12 protein-coding genes and 1 other RNA gene are annotated in these 14,958 nt (G+C 49.0%); 1 reads left to right on the top strand and 12 read right to left on the bottom strand.

From position 1 onward, the window contains the following. Positions 1-11 precede the first annotated feature (11 nt). From LG381_RS07405 to tdcA, 8 genes are all read right to left on the bottom strand, one after another. A complete protein-coding gene (locus LG381_RS07405) occupies positions 12-1,343 on the bottom strand; it encodes an amino acid permease (RefSeq protein WP_000401618.1) in 1,332 nt (443 codons plus the stop codon). 276 nt (positions 1,344-1,619) lie between these two features. Next, complete coding sequence (tdcG, locus tag LG381_RS07400; RefSeq protein WP_000622149.1) at positions 1,620-2,984, bottom strand: L-serine ammonia-lyase; 1,365 nt, start codon at positions 2,982-2,984, stop codon at positions 1,620-1,622. A 68-nt stretch (positions 2,985-3,052) separates the two neighbouring features. Further along, positions 3,053-3,442 (bottom strand): enamine/imine deaminase, encoded by a 390-nt coding sequence (locus LG381_RS07395; protein ID WP_000719986.1) that lies wholly within the window; start codon positions 3,440-3,442, stop codon positions 3,053-3,055. A 13-nt stretch (positions 3,443-3,455) separates the two neighbouring features. Continuing rightward, positions 3,456-5,750, bottom strand: a complete 2,295-nt coding sequence (gene tdcE / locus LG381_RS07390) for a 2-ketobutyrate formate-lyase/pyruvate formate-lyase (protein ID WP_225762197.1) — start codon at positions 5,748-5,750, stop codon at positions 3,456-3,458. Positions 5,751-5,783: 33 nt separating this feature from the next. Continuing rightward, a complete protein-coding gene (gene tdcD / locus LG381_RS07385; protein ID WP_225762196.1) occupies positions 5,784-7,001 on the bottom strand; it encodes a propionate kinase in 1,218 nt (405 codons plus the stop codon). A 25-nt stretch (positions 7,002-7,026) separates the two neighbouring features. Further along, positions 7,027-8,358 (bottom strand): threonine/serine transporter TdcC, encoded by a 1,332-nt coding sequence (tdcC, locus tag LG381_RS07380; RefSeq protein ID WP_000107715.1) that lies wholly within the window; start codon positions 8,356-8,358, stop codon positions 7,027-7,029. 21 nt (positions 8,359-8,379) lie between these two features. Continuing rightward, complete coding sequence (tdcB, locus tag LG381_RS07375) at positions 8,380-9,369, bottom strand: bifunctional threonine ammonia-lyase/L-serine ammonia-lyase TdcB (protein ID WP_000548353.1); 990 nt, start codon at positions 9,367-9,369, stop codon at positions 8,380-8,382. Positions 9,370-9,468: 99 nt separating this feature from the next. Beyond that, entirely contained in the window at positions 9,469-10,407 is a 939-nt protein-coding gene (gene tdcA, locus LG381_RS07370) for a transcriptional regulator TdcA (protein WP_000104199.1), read from the bottom strand. A 313-nt stretch (positions 10,408-10,720) separates the two neighbouring features. Between tdcA and tdcR the strand changes: the two genes are divergently transcribed. Continuing rightward, positions 10,721-10,939: a transcriptional activator TdcR gene (tdcR, locus tag LG381_RS07365; RefSeq protein ID WP_225762195.1), complete on the top strand. Its 219-nt coding sequence runs from the start codon at positions 10,721-10,723 to the stop codon at positions 10,937-10,939. Positions 10,940-11,172: 233 nt separating this feature from the next. On the opposite strand, the gene rnpB is transcribed toward tdcR, so the two are convergent. From rnpB to garL, 4 genes are all read right to left on the bottom strand, one after another. Then, positions 11,173-11,549: RNase P RNA component class A (gene rnpB / locus LG381_RS07360), an RNA gene on the bottom strand. Positions 11,550-11,581: 32 nt separating this feature from the next. After that, positions 11,582-12,727, bottom strand: coding sequence for a glycerate 2-kinase (gene garK / locus LG381_RS07355; RefSeq protein WP_222679652.1), 1,146 nt, complete (start codon positions 12,725-12,727; stop codon positions 11,582-11,584). Positions 12,728-12,823: 96 nt separating this feature from the next. Next, on the bottom strand, positions 12,824-13,714 hold the full coding sequence (gene garR, locus LG381_RS07350) for a 2-hydroxy-3-oxopropionate reductase (protein WP_105280914.1): 891 nt from the start codon (positions 13,712-13,714) through the stop codon (positions 12,824-12,826). A 29-nt stretch (positions 13,715-13,743) separates the two neighbouring features. Continuing rightward, on the bottom strand, positions 13,744-14,514 hold the full coding sequence (gene garL, locus LG381_RS07345) for a 2-dehydro-3-deoxyglucarate aldolase (protein WP_001058058.1): 771 nt from the start codon (positions 14,512-14,514) through the stop codon (positions 13,744-13,746). Positions 14,515-14,958: the final 444 nt, after the last annotated feature.

Raw genomic sequence — 14,958 nt, 5'->3', positions numbered from 1 at the left:
TTTCAGGTAAATCAAGAAAATGCCAGGAACGGAGAAACGCAAAGCAACAAACCGGTGACGATAATCAGGTACAGAGACATCCCTTTGTATTTGTGCAATGCCGGTACTTTGTAAACCAGCCACGCCGGGATCAGGCACCCTACCATGCCGAATATCGGGCTACAGATAGAGGTGAAGCTCAACACCGGCGCGTTCAGTACGATGGCGCTCCAGGCCAGTAAAATGGCGAAAATCATGATGCCGCGCTGAACGAGAGTTTCGTTAATCTTCTCGGCCGGTATCTTGCGGCGCAGGATGTTCATTACGATCCCTTGCGTTGCTTCACGGAAGCCTAAATAGACGCCAAAAAACGCGGTCATTACGGCAAAGATATTGAGAATGACACTAACCACTTTTACCCACGCTGCACCGTCACCGCTAATAAACTGTGCGGCAATCGCCAGCGCGGAAATATTCTGCTCGTAGGCTTTTACCGCTTCGTCATGTCCCATCGCCAGCGTGAACGACACGGCGTAGAAAAAGACGGTAACAAACAGAATGCCGAACGCGATGTTCATTGCCCGCAACGCTTTATGCCGCGCTACTTCAATCGATTTTTCCCGCGAGCGATAGGAAATCACCATCGGGCTTAATGTCTGGATAAACAGAATCGACGTCAGGGTAAACGGCAGCGTAATAATGGCGTTTTTCACCAGTAGCCCCAGCGGCGGCAGCGAACCCACGTTATACAGATGCCACATTCCCACCATCGACACGCCCAGCGCCGCGACCACCAGTAGCTTGGTCAGAACCATGCCAGTCGAAATCTTGAATAACAGTTTCTCGCCGCGTGAGGAGATGGCTACCAGAATGCAAATCAGTACCAGTCCATAAAACGGATTGTCTGATAGCACGCTTTCCGTCACGCCAAAAGTATGTAAATAGGAGGCGCTATCGTTGGTGATGGCGGTGGAATAGACGAACATCCAGATCACCAACATCACGAAATAGAGTGCACCTAACAGGATGCCCCAGTTTTTACCTAAATAACCGCTGATGACGCTGGGGTAATCTTTACACTCCGGTGATTCTGCCAGCGTATTAATAAACAACCGCTGAAACAGATACATTGCCGGGTAACCAATCACTGATGAGAGCAAAAATACCCACAATCCCATCAATCCGACCTGTACCGGGAGAAAAACAATCCCCGCGCCAATCGCCATCCCGATACTCATAATCACCCAGCCGGTGTCGGTACTGTCGAATTTGATTGCTTCACGCCATTCACTTTCACTCATTCCAGCACGACCCGCCGGGGTCGAAGCGTCTGCAATAACGCCTTTATTCGTTGCAATTTCCATAATTTCTCGCTCAATATTTTGTAGGGCTTTTTATTTTTTTCGAGCCGCATCAAGGCGATACGCGGTCTACGTTTTTTGCAGGCGAGTTATTAGAATGAAGAAATGATACGCGTGAGGTTAGAGAAAATCTTCACAATCAAGACTTTGAAATAGCAGTTATGGATAATAATTTTCTATAAAATCAACAGAAAAGAAACAATTATTCTCTATTTGCGGCAGATCACAATAAAAAAGGGTGCACATTTTGTGCACCCAAAGATAAATGCGGATGAAATATCAGCCGCAGACCACTTTTATCGCCAGTCCTCCGCGTGAAGTTTCGCGGTATTTATCGTTCATATCTTTGCCGGTTTCATACATCGTCTCGATCACTTTATCGAGCGAAACACGCGGTGCAGAGGTACGCCGCATTGCCATCCGCGCGGCGTTTACCGCTTTCACAGCGTTGATAGCGTTACGTTCAATACACGGAATTTGCACTTGTCCGGCAACCGGATCGCAAGTCAGCCCAAGGTTATGCTCCATAGCGATTTCCGCCGCATTGCATACCTGCGCCGGGCTGCCGCCCAGCAGTTCGGTTAACCCTGCCGCCGCCATCGAACAGGCCACGCCAATTTCGCCCTGACACCCCACTTCCGCACCAGAGATGGAGGCATTCATTTTATACAGCGCGCCAATAGCGCCAGCCGCCAGTAGAAAACGGGCGATGGATCGCTCATTGAGCGGACGGCGGAATTTATCGTAATAGGCCAGCACTGCCGGAATAATACCGCAAGCGCCGTTAGTTGGTGCTGTCACTACACGTCCGCCAGCGGCGTTTTCTTCGCTGACCGCCAGAGCAAACATATTGATCCAGTCGATGACGTTCATTGGATCGTTAGAGATATTGTCACTAGAGACCAGCAAACGGCGCAGCGCCACCGCCCGGCGTGGGACATTGAGCGGGCCAGGCAATACGCCTTCGGTATTCATGCCGCGTTCAATACCGTCGTGCATCACCTGCCAGATACGAGCAAACCCTGCATCAATTTCCGCTTTGCTGCGCAGCGCCAGCTCGTTATGCATCATCAGGCCAGAAATAGACAGGCCGTTGTAATCACACATTTTCAGCAGTTCGCCTGCCGAGTGGAAGTCATAAGGTACGGGTGTTTCGACATCGTGCGACAGGCCGAAGTGTTCTTCTTCAACGATAAAACCGCCGCCGACAGAGTAATAGGTTTTGCTTAATAGCTCTTCCTGCCCGTTCCAGGCAGTAATCCGCATCCCGTTCTCATGACGAGACAACATTTCGGGATGGAAGATAATGTTCTTTGCTACAGGAAAATCAACAATATGCGCACCAGAAGCCACCGGCAGTCGCCCACTGCGCGTCACAAGTTCAATAAATGCAGGGATCTCATCAATAACAACATCCTGCGGGCTGTTTCCTGCCAGTCCCATAATGATGGCGATATCCGTGGCATGGCCTTTGCCCGTCAGTGACAACGACCCGTAAAGATCGACCACAATATGACTTGTTGCAGTTAATAAGCCACTACTCACCAGTCGGTCGATAAAACTTTTTCCAGCATTCATTGGCCCCACGGTATGCGAACTGGAGGGGCCAATACCAATTTTGAAAATATCGAATGCACTAATCATAACCACACTCTCGGATTGCCATTCTGTGAAGAGGGCGGGACGACTCTGCAATCGCCCCGCTCCGGGCTTTACACGCTACGTACTGCGATAGCTTCAATTTCCAGCTTCACATCTTTCGGCAAACGCGCGACCTGCACGCAGCTACGGGTCGGGTAAGTCGCCTGATGCTCATCGAAGAACTGCTTATAGACTTCATTGATAGTGGCAAAGTCGTTCAGATCGGTGATGAATACCGTCATCTTGATGATATCGCCCACGGTGAGGCCAGCAGCAACCACGATCGCTTTGACGTTTTCAAGGCTTAAACGCGCCTGATCTTTCACATCAGCCGGGATCTCGCCGGTCTGCGGGCAAACCGGAATTTGCCCGGAGGTGAAGACCATGCTGCCTAAATCAACGCCCTGAACATAAGGGCCGATTGCGCCAGGGGCACGTTGCGTTTCGATAATCTTTTTCATACATCCTCCGGCGTCAGAGCGCCTGGGTAAAGGTACGTGAAATCACATCCTGTTGCTGTTCGCGGGTCAGCGCGTTAAAGCGCACAGCGTAGCCAGAGACACGGATTGTCAGGTTCGGGTATTTTTCCGGGTGCTCAATGGCATCCAACAACATTTCCCGATTCATAACGTTAACGTTGAGATGTTGACCGCCTTCGATGTCCGCTTCGTGATGGAAATATCCATCCAGCAGACCAACAAGGTTGGTTTTGCGTACCGGATCTTCTTTACCCAGCGCCGCCGGGACGATCGAGAAGGTGTACGAAATACCGTCTTTGGCGTAAGTGAACGGCAGTTTCGCCACGGAAGTCAGCGAGGCTACCGCGCCTTTGCGGTCACGACCGTGCATCGGGTTAGCGCCCGGCGCAAACGGCGTACCCGCGCGGCGACCGTCCGGTGTGTTACCGGTTTTCTGTCCGTACACCACGTTAGAAGTGATAGTCAGGATCGACTGGGTCGGCACGGCGTTGCGATAGGTTGGCAGTGCTTTAATTTTCTTCATAAAGCGTTCAACCAGGTCACAAGCGATGCTGTCTACGCGCTCGTCGTTGTTACCGTACTGTGGATATTCGCCATCGATTTCAAAATCCACCGCCAGACCGTTTTCGTCACGGATGGGTTTCACACGGGCATATTTAATGGCGGAAAGTGAATCCGTCGCCACCGACAGACCCGCGATGCCGCAAGCCATGGTGCGATAGACATCACGATCGTGCAGCGCCATCAGCGAGGCTTCATAGCTGTACTTGTCGTGCATGTAGTGGATGATGTTCAGCGCGCTGATGTACTGCACCGCCAGCCAGTCCATGAAATGATCGAGGCTGTCCATGACTTTGTTGTAATCCAGCACGTCGTCCATCAATGGTGCCGTTTTCGGGCCGACCTGAATCTTCAGCTTCTCGTCCACCCCGCCGTTGATTGCGTACAGCAGTGTTTTCGCCAGGTTAGCGCGTGCGCCGAAGAACTGCATCTGCTTACCAATCACCATTGGGCTGACGCAGCAGGCAATCGCGTAATCGTCGCTGTTGAAGTCAGTACGCATCAGATCGTCGTTTTCATACTGCAAAGAAGAGGTGACGATAGATACTTGCGCCGCATATTTTTTGAAGGCAATCGGCAATGCTTCCGACCAAAGAATGGTCAGGTTAGGTTCCGGTGCTGGCCCCATAGTGTGCAGGGTGTGCAAATAGCGGAAGGAGTTTTTGGTCACCAGCGTACGACCGTCCAGCCCCATCCCGCCGATCACTTCCGTCGCCCAGATGGGGTCGCCGGAGAACAACGAATCAAATTCCGGTGTACGCAGGAAGCGCACCATGCGGATCTTCATGATGAAGTGGTCGATCAGTTCCTGCGCCTGCTGCTCATTAAGCACGCCGGCTTTAAAGTCGCGCTCAATGTAGATATCGAGGAACGATGCGGTACGACCCAGAGACATTGCGCCGCCGTTTTGCGATTTCACCGCCGCCAGGTAAGCGAAGTAGAGCCACTGCACCGCTTCCTGCGCATTCTGCGCCGGACGGGAGATGTCGAAGCCGTATTTCGCCGCCATTTCCTGAATCTGCAACAGCGCATGACGATGTTCTGCCAGCTCTTCACGCAGACGGATGGTGGCTTCAAGATCCTCACCTTTTTCCAGACGAGACTGGAGATCGGCAAATTGCAGTTCGCGTTCACGTACCAGATAACTGATGCCGTACAGCGCCACGCGGCGATAGTCACCAATAATGCGCCCACGACCATAACCGTCCGGCAAACCGGTCAGAACGCCAGATTTACGGCAGCGCAGCATATCCGGTGAGTAAACATCAAATACGCCCTGATTATGGGTTTTACGCAGATCGGTAAAGATGTACTCAAATTCGCTGTCCATTTCACGGCCATATGCGTGGAATGAACTTTTAATCATATTAATGCCGCCAAACGGATGCAGCGCGCGCTTTAACGGCGCATCGGTTTGCAGACCAACAATTTTTTCCAGCGGCTGATTAATATAACCAGCATCATGGGCGGTAATGGTAGTGGCAATATTAGTATCGAAATCAACCGGCGCGTGGGTCGCATTTTCGATACGAATGCCTTCCATTACTTTTTCCCACAATGCCGTGGTCGCTGGCGTTGCTTCAGCAAGGAAAGATTCATCACCTTCATAAGGCGTATAGTTGTGTTGAATAAAATCGCGGACATTAATTTCGTTTTTCCAGTCCGTACCTTTAAAGCCAAGCCATGCGTCGGCGTACAGCTTATCGCTGGTATCAATATCTACCTTCATGAAAAATAATCTCTCTACAAGACTTCAACTAAATTATGCAAATTCTGCAAATTCTGCGGGAGCGTTAACTTTGCCTAAATGAATTGCATCTAAGGCAATCATTTTTTCTTCATTAGTCGGAATAACGGCGCAAATTACGCGCGCATTTTCACTGGAAATAATACGTTCACCGTAGGAATTAGATTGATTATTCATTTCCACATCAATCTCAACGCCTAATACGGCTAAATGTTCCATGACCAGACGACGAATTAAACTTGAGTTTTCGCCTATTCCGCCGGTAAATATAATGCCATCCAGACGATGTAATGAGGCAGCGTGTCCGGCAATATGACGGGCAATTCGATGAACAAAAGTTTTAATTGCCAGTTGTGCGCGCTCGTGTCCTTCATGCCAGGCTTTTTCCAGTACGCGCAGGTCGGAAGAAAGACCGGAAATACCTAATAATCCCGACTCTTTATTCACTATGCGTTCCAGATCGCCCAGGCTCTGATTGGTTTGACTGGCAACCCAGGACATCGCGCCGAAGTCGACATCACCACTGCGCGTCCCCATCATCAAGCCTTCCAGCGGCGTCATTCCCATTGAGGTATCTACGCTCTGACCGTTACGAACCGCGCAGATTGACGCGCCATTACCAAGATGCGCCACAACCAGCCCGGAGTCATCTTCCGCCAGGTCCAGCAGCGAATGGGCGCGCTGGGAAACATAGCGGTGCGAGGTTCCGTGGAAACCATAACGGCGCACACCTAACTCTTCATAATATTTCCACGGCAGGCCGTATAAATAAGCCTCTGGAGCCATCGTCTGGTGGAAACTGGTATCAAATACCGCCACCTGAGTTACGCCAGGAAATAATTGCTGCGCCGATTCAATGCCACTTAAATTGGCGTAATTATGCAGCGGAGCCAGTGGAGAAACGCGGCGGATATTATCAATGACCTCATCGGTAATAATAGCGGACTCGGTAAAAATACTGCCGCCGTGGGCGATGCGGTGGCCAATTAAGGCCACACTGTCATTTAAATTCCGTTTTTCCAGTTCAAATGCGATTGCCTTCAATGCACCTTCGTAGCTGTGGTGAGCCAGCGGTGCTGGCTCTCCCCCATTTACGGATAAGAATGCATTTTCCGAGTTAATACCATCGGCAATACCTGACATTAATACTTCACAGTCACAGGTATCGAGCACGGAAAACTTAATCGAAGACGAACCACAGTTAATAACCAAAACAACCGGAAATTCATTCATCTCTTTTCTCATCCTGAGTTATGGATTAAAACAGTTTGTATACGATGTTCAGGATGGTCAGCAGACCAATCACAGTAACAAACACGTTATCCAGACGACCACGGTATTTCGCCAGAGACGGCGCCTTACGGATGGCGTACATTGGCAACAGGCACAGCAGGGATGCGATAATCGGTGCGCCCATGGCTTCAATCAGATCCAGGATGTTCGGGTTGGCGTAGGCAACAACCCAGGTTGAACCCATGATGAAGATCATGCTGAGAGTATTCAGTTTACCCAGCGACACTTTGGTTTTGTCGCCTTTATAACCGAACTTCAGAATCAGACCGTTCAGACCTTCCAGCGTCCCCAGATAGTGACCGAAGAAAGATTTGAAGATAGCAACCAGCGCGATGATGGACGCCGCATATTCCAGAATAATAGCGAACGTCGTTTTGGTGCCGGTCATGGATGCAAAGTGGTTAGCCAGGTAAGAAAGCACCGGAATATTCTGCGCTTTTGCTTCCGCCATGTTCGCCGGAGACAGCGTAAACAGGCAGCTGAAGGCAAAGAACATGACCACTGCAACCATCAGCATACTGGCGCGAGAGATGATTTGTGAACATTTCTGCTCAGTGAAGTCGCGACCAAAGTCTTTCTCATACTCTTCACGCTTAGAAACGACGAAAGAAGAGACGATTGGTGAGAAGTTAAAGGAGAAAACCATGATGGAAATCCCCAGCCAGACGGTGATCAGGATACCGTCATGACCTGTTAACGACAGCGCACCAAGGTCAACTTGATCGATAACCGCAGAGTTCCAGTAAGGGATCAGCGACAGAGAAATCAGCACCAGGCTGGCGATAAAAGGCCATACCAGGTAGCTCATCACTTTAACCATCAGATCTTTACCAAACCAAATGACGAACGCCATCAGCAGCAGCAGGAACAGCGCCACGAAGCCACGATTCAGCGGTGCAAAACCGAGCTGGTTTTCCCAGAAGGTCATAAAGGTGTTGGTGATGGTAACGCCATAAATCCACAACAGTGGGCAAATCGCGAAGAAATACAGGAACGTGATGACCACACCGCCGGTTTTACCAAAGTGCTCTTCTACCGTTTCCGTAATGTTGCCGGAAGGGTTAGAGCCAGAGAGACACAGACGCGCCAGCGCCCGGTGGCAATAAAACGCAATCGGGTATGCCAATACCAACATCAGAAGAATCGGGATCAGTCCGCCAAAACCTGCGCGGATAGGGAAGAACAGCACCCCGGCGCCGATTGCCGTACCAAACAAGCCTAACGTCCATGTGGTATCTGATTTACGCCAGGACGATTGTTTTGTCTGGCTGGATACAATGCTATCTGAAGTACTCATATCCTATCCTCAACGAATTAATTAAGCGTCAACGAAACCGGTGATTTGAGAGACGCGAGAAAGATCGATATTACCGCCAGAAATAATACTGACGGTTTTTCTGTTTTGAATATATTGGTCTAATTTACCGCTTAATAATGCAGCACATGCCAAAGCGCCTGCACCTTCGGTAACGACTTTATTACGCTGAATTAAGGCAATCATACTGTTTCTGATTTCGTCTTCACTAACCAGCACGATGTCATCGACTAATTCACGAACGATTTCGTAAGTTAAATTACCCGGGCGGGCGACATCACAACCATCCGCCAGGGTGCCGGTAGTTCGGTGCGTGGTTATTTCTCCGGAGTGGAAAGAAGCCGCCATGCCGTGAACGTTTTCTGACTGCACACCAATAACACGAATGGTCGGGTTAATAGATTTAATTGCCACCGCAATACCGGCAATTAAACCGCCACCGCCAATTGGCACAATGACGTTATCGACATCATAAAGATCTTCCATAATTTCCAGCCCAATGGTTCCCTGACCGGCAATCACTTTCGGATCATCATAAGGTGGAATAAAGATGCGACCTTCCGTTTCGACAATTTCGCTCACTTTGGCGATGGTGTCGTTGAAGTTGTCGCCGTGCAGTACCACTTCAGCAGAGTAGTCACACGTTGCCGCAACTTTGGATTTTGGCGCGCCTTTCGGCATTACAACTTTACCATCAATCCCCAACATCGCACAGGAGAGCGAAACCCCTTGCGCGTGGTTCCCTGCTGAACAGGCCACTACACCTTTACGTTTCTCAGCATCAGTTAAGGAGCTTAATTTATTAAATGCGCCACGAATTTTAAATGACCCGGTACGCTGCATGTTTTCAAACTTAAGGAATATTTCACCTTTGCAACGTTCGCTAAAATAGTTAGATCGAGGCATGCCTGTTTTATAAATTCGCCCAGCCAGACGTTGTTTTGCTTCAATAATGTCATCAATAGCAACCGGCAGATCGTATGTAATATGCATTATAAAACCTCTTAGCCTGAATTAAATATGTAGGTAACCGTAACCAGCACCTGCAAAAAGGCAGGTGGATTATTTATGTTTAAATAAAAAAACAAATAACTAACAAGATTCTATTAATTGCTTTCGTCTACACCCATTATAAGATGAATATTCTTTGGCTAATTCCACCAAAACCGATGCTGCTTTTTTAATACGATAATTTTTCGACCATACTGCGGCATATTGCGCTACCGGTAATGTTTCCTCAACCGGAATGGTAATAAATTGATTAGAACCAAAAGGTGAAGTCATATCGCAGGGAATCACGGTTAAGAAATCAGCATTGAGAACAAGATTATAAATTGTCACGACTGAGTCGGTTTTAACAATGTTTTCAATACTGATGCCATTTCTTTGTAACGTGGTGAGTAGTTCGCTGTAGTATCCCATATTCGTTTGCGGCAACACCCACTGTTCGTTTTTCAAAGACTCCAGCGTGGTGGTGCCGGTGGATGTTCGGGACTTACTGGCAACCAGTACGAACTCTGACTCGAACAGCGGCTCGACATGCAAATCCTGAAGCTTCATTTCTGCACTTAACGTACCTATCGCAAAATCCAGACGCCCGTCGCGGATAGCCGGTAAGAACGAGGACAATTGCGCTTCATACATTGAGACCTGCGCTTTCGGGAACACCTCTTTGAATTTGTTGATCATCCCGGACATAAAGGTAAAGCCGATCAGCGATGGAAAACCAAATGAGACCTCCACGACTGCATCAGAGGACATACCGCTAATCTCATTAACCATATTTTTCATTTCGCGGGTAATGGATTCGGAGCGTGAGAGCAACAATTGACCCGCTGGCGTCAGCGTTACACCGGTATTTTTCCGCACCACTAATTCCACGCCAAAATAATCTTCGATATCGTTAATGATTTTACTGACCGCTGGTTGAGTTAACCCTAATTCTTTTGCAGCCGAGCCAATAGAGCCACTTCTGATGACTTCCTGAAAGACTACCAGGTGTTGCGTTTTAGGAAGAAGAATAGTGCTCATAACAACCCGCGTTAATTACCTCATTGACGGTATGAAGTGTATCAAAATGCAATGAATAGGATATGTGCGACCACTCACAAATTAACTTTCATTAGTTTTCCAGGTATATCCTTAAAGGCATATAACCATTTAATATCAATGAGTTAGATAAATAAAATCAACACAAAGGCTGACTTTTATCAAAAAAATGAGGGGGGATAACCATATTTTATGGCGATAACGACACACTTAATTTTTGTTATTAAAAAATGCTCTTAGGCGATATTTCAAGCAATTATCGTGTATTTCGCAGACGACTTTTAAGTTAAATTTAATGAGCAAGTTATCAAGTTTTATTATAAATAAATCATTTCCACAGATAAATAATGCGGTACATCACATTTTTTTGCGCTATTTGTTGGAGATAGAACATTTATTTTATCAATATTTTAAAATCTCGAATACAGATATTGATCATCTCGAACAATTGATTAACGTCATTCATTGTCTCTTTTGCAGAACGTCATTTTGTGAATGCAATCGTTTTCCATGATTTATTCTCGCATTCCGGTTGCAGAACAGTATTTTGTGTTGAGGATCACAAAACTAATAATTGCCATTCGAAGTAAGTTATCAGAAGAGAGCACGGGGTGACTAAAAAGAGTGTTTATATTGAACCAACAGGCCGCTTTCTTTTGGGTATAGCGTCGTGGACAGTCATTCATCTTACTGCCTGCTTCAAAAGCAAAAACCCGCCAGTTTTGCACTGGCGGGTTTCTGTTGAAGAGGTGAAACTGACCGATAAGCCGGGTTCTGTCGTGGACAGTCATTCATCTAGGCCAGCAATCGCTCACTGGCTCAAGCAGCCTACCCGGGTTCAGTACGGGCCGTACCTTATGAACCCCTATTTGGCCTTGCTCCGGGTGGAGTTTACCGTGCCACGGACTGTTACCAGCCGCGCGGTGCGCTCTTACCGCACCCTTTCACCCTTACCTGATCCCACTTGCGTGAGCCATCGGCGGTTTGCTCTCTGTTGCACTGGTCGTGGGTTTCCCCCCCAGGCGTTACCTGGCACCCTGCCCTATGGAGCCCGGACTTTCCTCCCCTCCGCCCGTCTCCCCCGAAGAGGACGACGACGAAGCGGCGACTGTCTGGTCAGCTTCGGCGCGAAGTATAGAGGGTTTGCGCGCCCTTGTCACCCCGCGTTACGCATTCCAATCGCCAGCGTCGCGGCGATATTGCGTGAAGCACGGTAAATATTGTCATAAGCCCCGCTGAAAGCTTCATCCAGCGTAACAATACTGTTCAACACGCTGAATACAGCATCGATGCCATGCTGATGCACAACGCCGACATCCTTCGTTAGACTACCCGCAATACCAATTACCGGTTTATTGTATTTCTTCGCGACGTTCGCTACGCCAATCGGCACTTTGCCGTGAACGCTCTGGCTATCGATGCGACCTTCTCCGGTGATCACCAACGAGCAATCATAAATATGTTCTTCCAGATTGAGCGCCGTCGTCACAATCTCAATGCCGCTCTTTAGCTCTGCGCCAAGAAACGCCATTAGCGCCGCCCCCATACCGCCTGCAGCCCCTGCACCGGGGACGTATTTCACATCAACATGCAGCGATTTTTTGATGACATCAGCATAGTGAGAGAGATTCTTGTCCAGCTCGATAATCGTGGCTTCATTAGCCCCTTTTTGCGGGCCAAAAATACGCGAAGCACCGTTATCGCCCACCAGTGGATTAGTGACATCGCAGGCGACGCGAATAGCGCAATCTTTTAAACGCGGATCGAGGCCGGAGATATCAATATCATTCAGGGTATTAAGACTGCCGCCGCCAAAACCGATTTCATTACCGTTGACATCGCTTAACTTCGCCCCCAGCGCCTGCATCATCCCCGCACCGCCGTCGTTGGTGGCACTGCCGCCGATGCCAATAATAATACTGGTCGCGCCACTCTCCAGCGCCTGCAAAATTAACTCTCCCGTGCCGCGAGAAGTCGTCACCAACGGATCACGCTTTTCCGACGGTACTAACGCCAGCCCACTGGCCGCCGCCATTTCAATAAACGCGGTTTTACCATCGCCAGAGATCCCCCAACTGGCATTCACCTTCTCGCCCAGTGGCCCTGTAACCCAGGCGTGACGTTCGGAACCCTGGGTAGCTGCAATCATCGCTTCCACCGTTCCTTCGCCGCCATCAGCAACCGGAACAGAAACGTACTGTGCATCAGGAAAAATTTCCCGAAATCCTTTTTCTATCGCCTGCGCAACCTCGCTGGCAGATAAACTTTCTTTATAAGAGTCTGGGGCGATTACGATTTTCATACCTGTGCCTGTTACCACATGACGCCGGAGGGCGTTTCTCTTATTCGGCCTGGATTCCAGGCCCGGATTGCAATACGCCATCCGGGCGCGACGTCATTAACGAGTAACTTCGACTTTCGCCAGTTTTTCGTAGTAGCACGCCAGGGCGCTATGATCCGCCGTTCCCAAACCATCGGCACGTAGTGCCTGCATCATCTCCATAACCGCAGCAGTTAGCGGCAATTGCGCACCAACGCCGTGGGAGGTATCCAGCGCATTTGCCAGATCCTTAATATGCAGATCAATACGGAAGCCTGGCTTGAAGTTTCTGTCCATGACCATAGGCGCTTTGGCGTCAAGAACGGTACTGCCCGCCAGTCCACCGCGAATTGCCTGATAAACCAGATCCGGGTTAACGCCCGCCTTGGTTGCCAGCGTTAACGCTTCTGACATCGCGGCAATATTCAGCGCCACAATGACCTGGTTTGCCAGTTTGGTGACGTTACCTGCACCGATTTCCCCGGTATGCACCACGGAACCCGCCATCGCTTTCATCAAATCATAGTATTTGTCGAAAATAGCCTTGTCGCCGCCCACCATCACTGACAGCGTACCGTCGATGGCTTTCGGTTCACCGCCGCTCACCGGGGCGTCCAGCATATCAATACCTTTCGCTTTCAGTGTTTCGCTGATTTCACGGCTTGCCAGCGGAGCGATTGAACTCATATCGATCAATACCGTACCTGGCTTCGCGCCTTCAATGATGCCATTTTCACCCAGCGCCACCTCTTTCACATGAGGGGAGTTTGGCAGCATGGTTATGATGACGTCGCACTGTTCAGCGATAGTTTTAGCCGTAGACGCTGTTTCTGCGCCTGCGGCAATCACTTCAGCAATGGCTTCAGGGTTACGGTCAGCAACCACCAGCGAGTAACCTGCTTTCAGGAGGTTTTTACTCATTGGTTTACCCATAATACCCAGGCCAATAAAACCAACTTTCATAGTCATATCAATCATCTCTCTTGTTGCGGTGGTGGTTATTTTTTAAAGGTATCTGCCAGTTTCTGCGTGGCGGAACGGAATACGCCGAGATCGCTGCCGACGGCCACAAACGTAGCGCCCCATTCCAGATAACGACGCGCATCGGCTTCGACAGGGGCGAGGATGCCGCAGGGTTTGCCGTTGGCTCTGGCGCGATTAAAAATATGTTGAATCGCTTTTTGCACATCTGGATGCGACGCATTGCCGAGATGGCCTAATGCCGCTGCCAGATCGCTGGGGCCAACGAAGATACCGTCCACGCCTTCGGTTGCGGTGATAGCATCAACGTTATCAACGCCTTGCTGGCTTTCAATTTGCACCAGAATGGTGATGTTCTTATTCGACTGAGCGAAGTAATCCGCCACGGTGCCAAACATATTGGCGCGGTGAGAAACGGAGACGCCGCGAATACCTTCTGGTGGATAACGGGTAGATGCCACCGCCTGCACCGCTTCTTCTTTCGTTTCCACAAAGGGGATCAGGAAGTTATAAAAACCGATATCCAGCAGACGCTTGATGATCACCGGTTCGTTGGTCGGTACACGCACCACTGGCGCGCTGACGCTCCCCTTCAGAGCCATCAACTGAGGAATGAACGTGGAGATATCGTTTGGCGCATGTTCGCCATCCAGCACCAGCCAGTCAAAGCCAGCTAAACCAAGAACTTCCGTGCTAATTGGGTTAGAAAGTGCTGACCAGCAGCCAATCTGTACCTGTTTCGCTGCCAACGCGGCTTTGAACTTATTTGGGAAAATATCGTTATTCATCGCTTATACCTTTGCTTATTTCTGCAATTCCATACGTTTAATGTCGCCAATCAGGCTTCCTGGTGCAGTATTGAAAGAGGGCAATCTCTTCGATGACAATAAAAATAGGCAGTAAGATTAAAAAGGCACATGCGTTCCTTATTCATCAATCCCACTAATCATGTTTATATTCAGTCGATAGCAAAAAGGTCAGTGCTATTTATTAAATATTCTATTAACGAATATTGGCCACTGCACAATAATAAATCCGTTTTCGACAATGAGTATAATCAGCACAGAAACAATAGGCATTGTGCAAATGCTCATTATGTTTGTCTGATATAAATATTATTTTGAGCATATGCCTATCACGCTGCGTGCCAATGCACATATTTACGCTTTGCCTGCCCCGGTTGCCCTGCTATCACGATAATTAGTGATGTTGATCACATACTGACTTTTCAT

The organism is Escherichia sp. Marseille-Q3837 (assembly GCF_916618735.1).
In the GTDB taxonomy this organism is placed as follows: domain Bacteria; phylum Pseudomonadota; class Gammaproteobacteria; order Enterobacterales; family Enterobacteriaceae; genus Escherichia; species Escherichia ruysiae.
The sequence above is the reverse complement of the archived record's forward strand: the minus strand, read 5'-3'. Positions and strand labels throughout refer to the sequence as shown.